The following is a 12,741-nucleotide window of genomic DNA, read 5'->3' as shown; positions in this document are numbered from 1 at the left end:
AACAGGCGCTTTGCGGGAGGGAGAGACACCGCACCCAAAGCAGTCGGTATGTCACCACTGACCGCCGCAGGGATGCAGGCCCGTAACTTTACAGCTGCTTCCTGCTGGCATGAAACGGGGATTGCACCCGATTTCTATTCATCGGGTTCGTTGGTTTCCGATATCGAGCAGCTTTGTGATCCTGATCATGAGGTGCAGGATAGCGAACTGCTCAATGTCGCGGTGAAATTCTTTTTCGCCTATGTGAATGAGGGGGCTCATGCCGATGAGGTGCCTTATGGCGAAATAGCCGGACTTTATGAGCTCTTTTCCCGACACCAATCCCTGAACGAACCTGCGGATGATATTGAGATCATGAATCGGCTCCGGTTGTGGTCGCCAGTGCTGCGGGTCCTGGCGGATGCTTCCCGCGCAGCTCATATCATGCGAACGGTGATAGGCGGTTCGGGGTTGCTGACATCCACGGGCGGTCCTTTTGTCGGGGTAGACATCGGAGTGGGGACCGGCATTCTACTCCTGGCCGAGCAGATACATGCCCGGCGCTGCGGTTTTGGAGATGTTCAGACGTATGGATTCCAGGTGGACATGCTGGCGGGGGAGCGAACCCACGACCTGGTCCGTAGTCTTGGAGCCGGCAGCCTCATGCTGGCCGACCCAGCTCGGCCCGATGCCTACGGCCTGTTGCGGGGGCGTGCAATCCAGTATGTGGCCAACGAGACCGTCGCCGGGATTCAATCCCTGCTGCGGGTGGACAACTTCTTCGACAAGTATCGGGCCTTTTATGCCTCGGTCGGCGATGAGGCAAAGGACGCCGAATATTTTCCGGAAGGAATCATCGCTCACAGCCGGTTGGACAATGCCTCGGTGATACTTTCCAGGGAAAATGGATTTCAGGTTCCAGCCGAGTATCTGAACGCCGAGTTTGTACCCCAGGGGCTTATTCTGGAGGGGGCACTGCTGCCCATGCACAAACTCGGAGCTGATTTCGTACGTTATTTGGAGTGATCAGCCATAGTTCTTGGAAATTATTAAAGCCCGGCATCGTCGGGCTTTTTTTATCCCCAAATAACGATGACGGCTGCCCCGATGGTCATGATGGCTGTGCCGATCAACCGGAAAAGAATTCCTTTCTCATTGAAAAGGACCCGGCCGAAGATGACCGAGAAGATTCCTGCCATGCGCTTGAGTGCCACCATGTAGGCAGCGTTGATCATGGAAATTGCGAGGTTGTGGCAGATGACGTCTCCAAAGACGATCAGCCCCGCGCCCAGTCCGAGTAGTGGCCGACGGAAGACGATCCGCATATCCACTTTACCCAGCATCCAGAGAACCGCCCCAAGCAGTGGACCGAGCGCGCCAAAGATGATCAGTGCCGCAAAAAGCGGGGAGGATTGGAGGATGAGCATTTTGCCACCGACAGAGGTGAGGCTGTAGATGGCAGCCACCAGCAGCATCAGGGCAGAGCCAGGCTCTCGAAATATGGCACGGATAGGGCCAAGAACTCCGTCTCGAACGCTATCAAGATTGAGCACATAGCCGCCCGCGACCACGAGCAGAATGCCGATTACACCTCCTGTGCCGATATGTTCATGCAGCAGCAGGTTGCCCGTCAGGATGACGAAGACCGGAGTAAAGCTCAAAAAAGGCATGGTGAGAGAAAGCGGAGACAGGCCTACCGCCCGGTAGTGGAGCAGAAAGGATACGGCGAAAAGCGGGGTAAGCCAGAATATTATAGGAAAAAAGTTAGGACCGAGCTTGGGGATATCCACAAAAAAAAGTGCCAGCAGGCAGAAGGGGCTGGCATAGAATGCCGGAATGAGCCCCATCTCCCAAGGTGAAACATCAGAAAAGAACCGCTTCATGTAAGCGGCCCCGGAAGCCATGAAGAAGGCGGCTCCCAAAGAAAGTGTCAGCCAGATCATTTGTTGGAATTCCGTGAAAGATTGTCTTGATTATATCAAGAATATTTCGATTACGCTGTTACGATCATATCATTAACATAAGAACTTGTTCGGACAACTGTATATACGATGTGCCGGAATTCCTGTAACAACAAGCTTGCGATTTGTCCCGCGCAAAGGTAGAGCCTTCAAAAAAAAGGAGCCGGTCAATATGCTCAAGCCGTCCGTCGGCATCGCCCTGGAAGGGGTGCCCTATATTATCATAGCAGCGTTTGTTACGCTGGTTTTCGCAGTCATAGGTTGCTGGCCCATGGCCGTGATCTGCCTCGCCCTTACGCTGTTCACCGGCCATTTCTTTCGCGATCCCGAGCGGGTGGGGCCGGAGGATGCCGAGGCTGTTTGTTCTCCTGCCGATGGGAAAGTTATCAAGGTCAGTCGGGAGATTGATCCCGTGACGGGCGACGAGAGACAGGTCATCGCCATTTTCATGAACGTGTTCAATGTGCATGTGAATCGTATGCCTGTTTCCGGTAAAGTTGAACTGGTCCGCTATATTCCCGGTAAGTTCTTCAATGCTTCCTTCGACAAGGCAAGCAAGGACAACGAACGCAATGCCCTGGTGATTACAGGCAAGGGAAATCAGCGGTTTACCGTCATTCAGATTGCAGGCCTCATCGCTCGGCGCATCGTTTGTTGGGCGGAACCCGGCGACAAACTGAAGCGGGGGGAGCGGTTCGGTTTGATCAAGTTCGGTTCGAGAGTTGACCTTTATATGCCGGATGGTTATGCTCCTCTTGTCGGTGTTGGTCAGAAGGTCATCGCCGGAGAAACCGCCTTGGCGGAAAAACGTGGCGCCTGATTGTAACAGAGTGTCATAATACCAAATAGTTATGGGAAAAAAGTTGCCTCGTCATAAAAGCGTCTACCTGTTGCCGAACTTGCTGACTACCGCCAGCTTGTTTCTCGGCTTTTTGGGTTTGACGTGGGCCATCAAGGGCGACTTTGTTACCTGCTCCCTGTGCATTTTGGGGAGTTGCGTATTTGACGGACTGGACGGCAAGGTGGCGCGCATTACGGGTGCCACCAGTGAATTCGGCGTTCAGTTGGACTCCCTGGCCGACTTGGTGGCTTTCGGCGTTGTACCCGGCACCATGGTTTATTTGTGGATGCTGCACGACTTCGGCCGCCTCGGCCTGATGGCGGCGTTTTTGTTCCTGGCCTGTGGCGCATTGCGTCTGGCCCGGTTCAATGTTCAGGCCGCCACCAGTTCCAAGAAGCATTTTGTGGGACTGCCCATCCCGGCCGCGGCGTGCACTCTGGCTACGCTGGTTCTCTTTACGCAGTACATCCCGGAACACTTCATTCATTCCGCATTGCCGATCTGCACCTTGGTGTTGGTCTATGTGCTGTCCTTTTTCATGGTCAGCTCTATTCGGTTCTATTCTTTCAAGGAAATCAGCGCCTTCAAGGCCCATCCCTTTAGCTGGATGGTCACCGCGATCCTGGTCTTTTCCCTGGTCGCATCCCGCCCGAAGGTGTTGGGTTTCATCATTTTCCTGGGCTACCTCATTTCCGGACCGCTCTATACTCTTTTCCTACTATCCCGCAGAAACAAGCGACTACTACGGGATAAGTCCAGCGAAGAGCTAGGTTAGTTTTTCCTCATCCCATAATGGTACGTCGTACTGACCCCCAGCAAGCCGTGCGCTCATTGCGTGCGAATGCTTGTTCTATACTTTTGCATCCAATTATGACCATACCCCTGTAACAGGGAGAAACCTTCGGAGGATACCATGGCAGAGAGAGTTTATGTATTTGATACCACCTTGAGAGATGGTGAGCAGTCGCCCGGCGCGACCATGAATTTGGATGAGAAAATCCGCATGGCTCATCAGCTGGAAGCCTTGGGCGTGGATATCATTGAAGCAGGATTTCCCATTGCAAGCCAGGGGGATTTCGAGGCTGTCCAGGCCATTGCCGCGGCGGTTGGCGATGTTCAGGTTGCCGGTCTGTGCCGGGCTGTCATTAAGGACATCGATCGCTGCTGGGAGGCCGTGAAGGACGCGAAGAATCCGCGCATCCATACTTTCCTGGCCACCAGCGAAATCCATATGAAGCACAAGTTGGGTAAGACTGCCGACGAGGTTCGGGAGATGGTCAAGAAGGCCGTGAGCCATGCCCATCAGTATACGGACAACGTCGAGTTCTCTGCCGAGGATGCCTCCCGGTCCGACTGGGACTTCCTGGTTGACATTACGCAGATCGCCATCGACGCCGGAGCCTGCGTGGTAAACCTTCCGGACACGGTGGGCTATGCCCAGCCTCTGGAATATTATGAAATGATTAAATACGTGTTGGACAATGTGAAGAACCTGGGTGACGCCATGATCTCGGTCCATTGTCACAACGACCTGGGATCGGCCGTAGCCAATACTTTGGCGGCCGTACGTGCCGGAGCTCGCCAGGTGGAGTGCACCGTGCTCGGCATCGGCGAGCGGGCAGGCAATGCCGCTCTGGAAGATCTGGTCATGGCATTGAATACCCGCCATGAGATGTACGGTGTGGAGACCGGCATCAATACGGAGCAGCTCTTCCCGTCCTGCCGTCGCCTCTCGCAGATTATCGGTATGCCCATTCCGCCCAACAAGGCCATTGTGGGCGCAAACGCCTTTGCTCATGAGTCCGGCGTGCATCAGGATGGGGTTATCAAGAACCGCCTGACCTACGAGATAATGACCCCCGCATCCATCGGGCGGACCAGCAATGACATTGTCATCGGCAAACATTCCGGCTCTCATGCCGTTCGCAAAAAGGCCGAGGAGCTTGGGTATACTCTGGATGAATCTCAGATCGAAATCCTTTTCAAGGCCGTAAAGGAATTGGCAGACAAGAAGGAGCAGGTCCACGATGAGGATGTGGAAGCATTGATTTTGGAGAAGGTATACCGCCGCCTTGATCGCTTCCGTCTGATAGGCATGTCCGTATTCTCCGGGACCGGAAATGTGCCGCCGCACGCGGCAACGGTCATGGAGTTTGGACATGAGGGAGAGGACGTCGAAATCAGGAGAACCAGCGAATTCGGTGAAGGTTCTGTTGACGCCGTGTTCAAGTCCATTTACTCCCTGGTGGGGGTTACCCCGAAATTGGAATCTTATTCGGTCAACGCCGTAACCGAGGGCTCGGATGCCCTGGCGGGCGTGGCCGTTCGTATTGAAGACCAAGGAGTCAAGGCCGTGGGCCGCGCCAATGATGGCGACGTTGTTCGCGCTAGCGCATTGGCTATGATCAACGCATTGAACCGATTGGAAAAAGCCAAAGAGGAGAAGTAGACGATGGGTCGAACCTTAGCTGAAAAAATATTGCAGAAGCATACGGACCAGGAGGTCGAGGGGCCGGGGCAGATCGTCCAGTGCCGCGTCTCCATAGTCCTGGCCAACGACATCACCGCCCCTCTGGCCATCAAGGCCTTTAATGCCATGGGTGCCAAGAAGGTCTTTGATCAGGATAAGGTCGCCCTGGTTTGCGACCACTTCACTCCGAATAAGGACATTGATTCCGCCGAGCAGGTCAAGGTTGTCCGCGACTTTGCCGAGGCAAAGGGTGTAACGCACTACTATGAGTGCGGCGAAGTCGGCGTGGAACACGCCCTGTTGCCCGAGAAGGGCATTGTCGGTCCCGGCGATGTGGTCATTGGTGCGGATTCCCATACCTGCACATATGGCGGCTTGGGTGCTTTTGCCACGGGCATGGGCTCTACCGACATCGGTGCTGCCATGGCCCTGGGCGAGACTTGGTTCAAGGTTCCGCCGACTATCCGCGTGAATCTGACCGGTACGCCCGGTCCCTTTGTCGGTGCCAAGGATTACGTCCTCAATCAGATCGGTCGCCTCGGCGTTGCCGGTGCACTGTACAAAGCCCTGGAGTACGGCGGAGAAGTTGTGGACAACATGTCCATCGAAGGTCGGATGACCATTGCCAACATGGCTATCGAGGCTGGGGGCAAGGTCGGCCTGTTCCCGGTGGACGCCAAGACCATGGAGTATGCCAAGGCTGCCGGTTACAAGGGCGGTGAATTGATGACCGCCGATGCCGACGCCGAGTACGAGCAAGTGCTGGACATCGACGTTACCGGTATGCAGCCGCAGGTTGCCTGTCCGCATCTGCCCGAGAACGTGAAGCCCGTGGACGAAACCGCCGGCCTCAAGGTCCATCAGGCCGTTATCGGTTCCTGTACCAACGGCCGTATCGAGGACATGCGTGAGGCCGCCGCTATTTTGAAGGGACGCAAGGTCAACCCGAAGGTCCGGTGCATCATCCTGCCCGCCACTCCTTCCATCTGGAAGCAGTGCATGAAGGAAGGCCTGATGGAAATTTTCATGGACAGCGGCTGTATAGTCGGTCCTCCGACTTGCGGTCCGTGTCTGGGTGGCCACATGGGCATCCTGGCTGGTGGCGAACGCGCCATTTCCACGACCAACCGGAACTTCAAGGGCCGCATGGGCTCTCTGGAATCCGAGGTATTTCTGTCCAACCCCGCCGTGGCCGCTGCCAGCGCCGTGGCCGGTGAGATTATCAACCCCGCCAAGCTGTAGTAGGAGGCGACGACAATGAATGTTCATGGAACCGCTCACAAGGTGGGCGACCACATAGATACCGACGCCATCATCCCGGCCCGTTTCCTGGTGACGACCGACACCAAGGAATTGGGAGCCAACTGCATGGAAGGATTGGAGGCAGGCTGGGTTAGCCGCGTCAAAGCCAACGACGTTATGGTTGCTGGTGAGAACTTCGGCTGTGGCTCTTCGCGCGAACATGCTCCCATCGCCATTCTCGGTGCCGGAATTCCGGTGGTTATCGCCAAGTCCTTTGCCCGCATCTTCTACCGCAACGGCTTCAACATGGGGCTGGTGCTGCTGGAGATCGGCGACGACGTTACCAAGTTCAGCGACGGTGACGACATCGAAGTGGATACCGCTTCCGGCGCCATCAAGAATCTGACCACCGGCGAGACTGTTCAGGCCGCACCGGTTCCCCCGTTCATGCAGGAAATCCTGAATGCGGGCGGTCTGGTCGAATATGCCCGAAAGAAACTGGCCTAGCGCCATCAAACGGAGATAGCTCATGAAGATTTGTGTATTGCCCGGTGACGGCATCGGCCGGGAGATCGTGACGCAGGCTCTGCGTGTGTTGGAAAAAGTTGGCGAAAAATACAACTGCGTCTTCGAGACCGAGGAAGCGTTGCTCGGCGGTTGCGCCATTGATGCGACCGGCGTTCCGCTGCCGGACGAGACCGTGGTCAAGTGCCAGGACAGCGACGCCGTACTGCTTGGCGCGGTCGGTGGTCCCAAGTGGGACACCCTGGACCCGGCCATTCGTCCGGAAAAAGGACTGCTCGGAATCCGCAAGGCCCTCGGATTGTTTGCCAACCTCCGTCCCGCCACGCTTTTCCCGCAGCTGGCCGACGCCTGCTACCTGCGTCCCGATATCGTGGCCAAGGGGCTGGATGTCATGGTCGTGCGCGAACTGACCGGCGGCATCTATTTTGGTGAACCTCGTTTTGATGGTGAAAAGGACGGCGAACGTTTCGGCCTGAACACCATGGTTTATCGTGAGCACGAGATTCGCCGCATTGCCCGTCTGGCCTTTGAGACCGCCCGCAAGCGGTCCGGTCGTGTCTGCTCCGTGGACAAGGCCAATGTTCTGGATGTGTCCCGCGTCTGGCGCGAGGTCGTCATTGACGAACACAAGAACTATGCGGATGTGGAATTGTCCCATCTGTATGTGGATAACGCCGCCATGCAGTTGGTGCGCGATCCCTCCCAGTTCGACGTCATCGTCACCAGCAACCTGTTCGGTGATATCCTCTCGGATGAGGCCGCAGCCATCACCGGTTCCATCGGTATGTTGCCGTCGGCGTCCCTGGGCGCGTCCAACCCGGGCCTGTATGAGCCGATCCACGGTTCCGCGCCGGACATTGCCGGGCAGGACAAAGCCAATCCGCTGGCTACCATCCTTTCCGTGTCCATGATGCTGCGTCACGCCTTCAACATGCCGGAGGAGGCCGACTGCATCGAGAATGCAGTGAAGAAGACTCTGGAGCAGGGCTTGCGTACCGGCGATATCATGCGCGATGGTTGCAAGCCTGTGGGTTGCGTTGCCATGGGCGATGCCGTTCTGGCGAACATGTAGCCTTTGCCAATAAATATGAATGTGAAAGGCCACGTCTCACGACGTGGCCTTTCTTTATTGTGCCTGTCTGTTTAAAATAATGAAATGAAGCCGCTCAATGTTTCTTGATGCGTTCGTTGGTGATCTTTGTCGCCTTGCTCGTCGCTTTGGCCGCATCAAGGTCTATATATCCGAGGGTTAAGCAGGTACTCAGGAAATCCATACCGAGTGTTTTCATCTTACCCATGGCCTTTTCACTTTGCTCCAGTGAGATAAGTCCTTTTCTAATAAGGTAATTACTTGTTTTTCCCGTGGAGTCTTTTGGCTCGTCATCATCGGGCAATTCAACGGAAGCGCCGGTTTTGATTCCGTCTCCGCTGTTACGCAGCGTTGCCAACCGGTGCTCCTTTTCTGCCAACTCGTGGTCCAGTTCCTCCTTTTGTGTGCGGAGGAATTCATACTTGGAGACGATACGTTGCTTTTCTCCTTCGAGCTCGTTGATCCGTATGATGCTCTCCATTGAAATGGAGTGGTGAATTGCAATTACAATTATGATGGCTGCTGCGAGTATGAGGATGAAGATGAGCATAGTTTACTGGAGTGTTGAGATTTCCGCGTCCAGCTCTTCATTCTTTGCCTTGAGTTCCGCAATTTCCTTTTCAAGGATTGCAATGCGAGGAGTCAATTGGTTGGTAATGCCGTCAACCTTCCCCTGCTTCCGCTTAACCTGATCCATACAATTATGGTGGTGGATCAATAGCACCGCCATGAAGACAAAAATGGTCAATGCCAGAATGAGATACAATGAGCTTTGATCCATGTAAGTCTTGCCGTCCCTGTTTATGCGTGCGGTTGCGGACTCGATTGACTATTACTCTTAACTATAGAGAGAAATTGGCACAAAAGCAACGGGTTGTCTGCTGTTGTGCCAAGAGATCATCCGTGAGTTCAGATGCAGGAGAGAAGAAATGGGATTTTTTGGTCGCGCCTCATGCCTTTGACTTTCAGTTCCAGCCTCAGCGCATCGCTCTTGCAGGCAACTTCGACTGAAGTTTCAAGTCGAACCGGAATTCTGGAACGAGTGTATTTTGAGGCGGTTCCCGCGTTGTGCTGCTTCAGACGGCGGGGGAGATTATTGGTAATCCCACAGTAGAGGGAATCATCAGCGCAACGCAGGAGATAGACGTGCCAGCAGGACATGGGGCATCCTATCCGTCTTGTGCCCGGCGGTCAAAAGGGGAGGCTTGCATATTGGCCGATGACATTATATCTCTGCTGTGCATTTTTCAAGGAGTTCCCGCACCGCATGTCACGAATTACTGTACAGAATCTGTCCAAGTCCTATGGTGGTGAAACCATTTTTTCCGGCGTTTCCATGGAAGTCGTCCCGGGTATGCGTCTGGCTCTGACCGGGCCGAACGGGTGTGGTAAATCCACCTTGCTCAAAGTCCTGGCCGGACGCGTGGAGCCTGAGGAAGGGCAGGTGACCCTGACAAAGGGCGCGCAGGTAGGGTATGTGGCCCAGGAAATGACTGAGGAAATCCTTGCACAGCAACTGCTTACCTGGGTGCTCTCCGCATTGCCTTCCTGGAATGAGTTCTGGGAAGAATGGGAGCGAGCCGTTGCAGCCGAAGATCAAGTGCGCATTGAGAAGCTCTCCCATCGTCAGGCCCGTTTCGAGTCGCTCTACGGCTACAATCCGGAGCATAAGGCGCGTACCATACTTTCCGGCCTCGGGTTTCACGAAGATGATTTGTTCAAGACATTGGGCAAGCTCTCGGGCGGATGGCGTGAGCGGGCCAAGCTGGCGCGTGTCCTTTTACAGGGCGCGGATATTCTGCTTCTGGATGAACCCACCAACCATCTGGACCTTGAGGCCGTGGAATGGTTGGAGGAGTACCTGCTGAATTTCAGGGGAACGCTGGCCTTTGTGGCACACGACCGTGTGTTTCTGAACCGTGTTGGCACGCATGTGCTCTTTCTTGGTGCGGGCAAGCCTGTTTTTCGGCGGGGCAACTGGGATGAATTTTTGGTCTGGGATGCGGAGAATATCGAACAAAGGCGACGTGAGGCCGCCAAGATATCTGCAAGAATCGATAACGAAAATAAGTATATCGATAAGTTTCGCGTTAAGGCGCGCAAGGCGGCCCAGGCTCAATCCAAGCTGAAGAAGGTGGAGAAGCTCCAGAAGGAATTGGATCAGATCAAGGAAGTTCAGGCCAGTTCCCACAGAGGACGAAGCCTGAGTTTTCGGCTGCCGGAACCACATCGGGGCGATAAGGTGGCGGTGGCTGCCGTGGAGCTGGAGTTCGCATACCCGGGCGGGCGGCAAATTTGGCCCCGGCTCGACTTTCAGGTTTATCGCGGACGCAAGATCGCGCTGGCCGCGCCCAACGGCATGGGCAAGTCCACGCTGCTCAAGGTGATCATGGGCCAGTTGAAGCCCTCTCATGGGCATGTTCAGATCGGCCCCAATACCAAGGTTGGATATTTCAGCCAGCACCAGCATGAGATTTTGAATCTGGACAATACGGTCCTTGGGGAAATTCGCCGGTTGTCCGATCCCAAGCTGACCGAGGAGCAGGTGATGGGCGTGCTTGGCCTTTTCCTGCTTGGCGAACCATACTTCGATCGTCCGGTGCGGGGGCTTTCCGGCGGTGAGAAAAGCCGTTTGCTGCTTGCAACACTGTTTCTTGCCCGCGCCAATCTGTTGATTTTGGATGAACCGACCAACCATCTGGATATTGAGACGCGCGAAGGGCTTGTGCGTGCGCTTCAGGATTATGAGGGGACGCTCTTTTTCGTGGCCCACGATAGGTATCTGTTGAACAATGTGGCAGAAGAGGTCTGGTCGCTTGATGAAAACGGCATTGACCAATTCATGTGCGGGTTTGAGGAATTCCATGCAAAGCAGAAGGCAGAGGCTCTTGTTGCCAGTCGTCCGGTAGTTGAAGAAACATCGGAGCCTGCTGAACCGCGCCGGGTCAGCAAGGAAGAAAAGCGCCGCCAAGCTGAGGAGCGCAACCGGCTTTATCGTCAGCTCAAGCCTTTGAAAAAGGATTATGAGAAGTTGGAAGGGGAGTTGGAAAAGGCGCTGGACGAGCAGGCCGGGCTGGAAGCCAGGATGAACGATCCCGCGACCTATGAGAAACCCGAAGAGGCCCTCAAGCTCAATGCCAGCTATCAGGAAGTGAGCGAGTGGGCGGAAAATCTCATGCACCGCATGGCCGAGTTGGAAGAGAAAATGGAAAAGATGACTGCCGCCGTTGGAGCCGAAGAATGAATAACGAGCTCGACGTAGTTGCCGGAATCATCTGGCGAGATGGTCGATATTTGGCTGTTGAGAGGCCGGAGGGAAGATCCATGGCCGGTTGGTGGGAATTCCCGGGCGGGAAGATAGAGCCGGGTGAGACTCGGGAACAGGCCCTCGTGCGTGAATTGCAGGAAGAGCTGGCGATAACGCCCTTGCAGTTTGAGTCTTGGCGGGATTTGGAACATACGTACGATACATTCAGTGTGCGGCTGCATTTTTTCCATATTCATAGTTATTCTGGTAAATTGACTGCTGTTGAAAAACAAAAATGGGTTTGGGTAAATCCGGCCGAACCTACCTCTCTCAACTTCCTTCCTGCCGACGCTCCCATTGTCGCAGCTCTGCATGGCTAGGCCCGCCAAGGGTTTCCGGGCCATAGTTGCTATTTCATCATTGAAGGTTGAGTAAAAGAAGCGTATGAGAGGGCACTTGCCCGTTATCTGTAAAGAGAGCGGGGTATTCTGATTTTTCAGGAGAATTGTTTTGCAAGTTTGTGATTTGATAAAAGAGAAGTCTCCATTTCTATCGATGGAGTTCTTTCCGCCCAAGGAACGGGACGCTTGGCCCGGCTTTTTTGAAGTCGTGGGCAAGCTGAAAGCGCTTGATCCGCTTTTTGCCTCCGTCACCTACGGTGCCGGTGGCAGCACACAGGATAACACCCTGGAGATCGCCACTCGGCTCAAACACGACTTTGGTCTGGAGCCGGTGGTACATCTGACCAGCGTGGGGGCGTCTTCCGAAAAATTGGATGCTTTTTTGCGTGCATTGCGTAAGGCGGATATCGATAATGTCCTGGCCCTGCGCGGTGATGCCCCCAGAGGTGTGGAGGATTTCGACTTCAACACCCAGGAGTTTCGCCACGCCACCGATGTAATAGAGTTCATCGGCAAGAGCTACCCGGAACTCTGTGTGGGAGGAGCAGCCTATCCTGAACCGCACCCGGAGTCTCCGAGCATTCAATCCGATATCGAGATGGTTCGGTTGAAAGTGGAAATGGGAGCCGGTTTTCTGGTTACCCAGCTGTTTTTCGATAACCGTTTGTACTTTGACTATAAAGACCGGCTGAAAGCCATGGGAGCCGACGCACCGGTCATTCCGGGTATCCTGCCCATTCTGTCGCTGAAATCCGCAAAGTTCGTCATCGGCATGTGCGGCGCAGCGATCCCCGGAAAATACCTGAGCGCCCTGGAAGCGGCGCATGCGGAGGGTGGTGACGAAGCCGTGTACAAACTCGGCATCGACTACGCTACCAAACAGGCAAGGGAACTCATTGAGGGAGGCGCGCCAGGCGTACATCTGTATACGCTCAACCGCGCCGAGGCCTGTCTGGAAATCGGCAAGAATCTGAACATATAATTT

The 12,741-nt window shown here is 54.8% G+C and carries 14 protein-coding genes; 10 read left to right on the top strand and 4 right to left on the bottom strand.

From position 1 onward, the window contains the following. Window positions 1-48: 48 nt before the first annotated feature. A complete protein-coding gene (locus tag ACI0FG_RS08785; protein WP_419788163.1) occupies window positions 49-1,005 on the top strand; it encodes a hypothetical protein in 957 nt (318 codons plus the stop codon). A gap of 50 nt (window positions 1,006-1,055) precedes the next feature. Here the strand turns inward: ACI0FG_RS08785 and ACI0FG_RS08780 are convergent, their stop codons facing one another. After that, entirely contained in the window at window positions 1,056-1,922 is an 867-nt protein-coding gene (locus tag ACI0FG_RS08780) for an EamA family transporter (RefSeq protein ID WP_419788162.1), read from the bottom strand. Between the two features lie 190 nt (window positions 1,923-2,112). Here ACI0FG_RS08780 and ACI0FG_RS08775 point away from each other — a divergent pair, with 190 nt between their 5' ends. From ACI0FG_RS08775 to leuB, 6 genes are all read left to right on the top strand, one after another. Further along, the gene (locus tag ACI0FG_RS08775; protein ID WP_419788161.1) at window positions 2,113-2,760 is read left to right on the top strand and encodes a phosphatidylserine decarboxylase family protein; all 648 of its coding nucleotides are present in this window, start codon (window positions 2,113-2,115) and stop codon (window positions 2,758-2,760) included. 31 nt (window positions 2,761-2,791) lie between these two features. Next, window positions 2,792-3,556, top strand: coding sequence for a CDP-diacylglycerol--serine O-phosphatidyltransferase (gene pssA, locus ACI0FG_RS08770; RefSeq protein ID WP_419788160.1), 765 nt, complete (start codon window positions 2,792-2,794; stop codon window positions 3,554-3,556). A gap of 138 nt (window positions 3,557-3,694) precedes the next feature. After that, entirely contained in the window at window positions 3,695-5,230 is a 1,536-nt protein-coding gene (locus ACI0FG_RS08765; protein WP_419788159.1) for a 2-isopropylmalate synthase, read from the top strand. Window positions 5,231-5,233: 3 nt separating this feature from the next. Next, window positions 5,234-6,493 (top strand): 3-isopropylmalate dehydratase large subunit, encoded by a 1,260-nt coding sequence (gene leuC / locus ACI0FG_RS08760; RefSeq protein ID WP_419788158.1) that lies wholly within the window; start codon window positions 5,234-5,236, stop codon window positions 6,491-6,493. 15 nt (window positions 6,494-6,508) lie between these two features. Then, on the top strand, window positions 6,509-7,000 hold the full coding sequence (locus tag ACI0FG_RS08755; protein ID WP_419788157.1) for a 3-isopropylmalate dehydratase small subunit: 492 nt from the start codon (window positions 6,509-6,511) through the stop codon (window positions 6,998-7,000). Window positions 7,001-7,022: 22 nt separating this feature from the next. Further along, window positions 7,023-8,090: a 3-isopropylmalate dehydrogenase gene (gene leuB, locus ACI0FG_RS08750; RefSeq protein WP_419788156.1), complete on the top strand. Its 1,068-nt coding sequence runs from the start codon at window positions 7,023-7,025 to the stop codon at window positions 8,088-8,090. A gap of 94 nt (window positions 8,091-8,184) precedes the next feature. Here leuB and ACI0FG_RS08745 read toward each other — a convergent pair whose 3' ends face one another. The 3 genes from ACI0FG_RS08745 to ACI0FG_RS08735 form a co-directional block, all read right to left on the bottom strand. Beyond that, the gene (locus tag ACI0FG_RS08745) at window positions 8,185-8,658 is read right to left on the bottom strand and encodes a hypothetical protein (RefSeq protein ID WP_419788155.1); all 474 of its coding nucleotides are present in this window, start codon (window positions 8,656-8,658) and stop codon (window positions 8,185-8,187) included. A 3-nt stretch (window positions 8,659-8,661) separates the two neighbouring features. Beyond that, window positions 8,662-8,889 (bottom strand): hypothetical protein, encoded by a 228-nt coding sequence (locus ACI0FG_RS08740; protein WP_419788154.1) that lies wholly within the window; start codon window positions 8,887-8,889, stop codon window positions 8,662-8,664. Between the two features lie 128 nt (window positions 8,890-9,017). Beyond that, window positions 9,018-9,269: a GIY-YIG nuclease family protein gene (locus ACI0FG_RS08735; RefSeq protein WP_419788153.1), complete on the bottom strand. Its 252-nt coding sequence runs from the start codon at window positions 9,267-9,269 to the stop codon at window positions 9,018-9,020. A 106-nt stretch (window positions 9,270-9,375) separates the two neighbouring features. Between ACI0FG_RS08735 and ACI0FG_RS08730 the strand changes: the two genes are divergently transcribed. From ACI0FG_RS08730 to ACI0FG_RS08720, 3 genes are all read left to right on the top strand, one after another. Further along, the gene (locus ACI0FG_RS08730) at window positions 9,376-11,352 is read left to right on the top strand and encodes an ABC-F family ATP-binding cassette domain-containing protein (RefSeq protein WP_419788152.1); all 1,977 of its coding nucleotides are present in this window, start codon (window positions 9,376-9,378) and stop codon (window positions 11,350-11,352) included. Then, entirely contained in the window at window positions 11,349-11,735 is a 387-nt protein-coding gene (mutT, locus tag ACI0FG_RS08725) for an 8-oxo-dGTP diphosphatase MutT (RefSeq protein WP_419788151.1), read from the top strand. The genes ACI0FG_RS08730 and mutT overlap by 4 nt, the downstream gene beginning before the upstream one ends. A gap of 130 nt (window positions 11,736-11,865) precedes the next feature. Further along, entirely contained in the window at window positions 11,866-12,738 is an 873-nt protein-coding gene (locus ACI0FG_RS08720; protein WP_419788150.1) for a methylenetetrahydrofolate reductase, read from the top strand. The last annotated feature ends 3 nt before the right edge of the window (window positions 12,739-12,741 follow it).

The organism is Pseudodesulfovibrio sp. 7M6 (genome assembly GCF_050058625.1).
Classification (GTDB): Bacteria; Desulfobacterota; Desulfovibrionia; order Desulfovibrionales; family Desulfovibrionaceae; genus Pseudodesulfovibrio; species Pseudodesulfovibrio salinus.
This window is presented reverse-complemented; position numbering and strand designations above follow the sequence as displayed.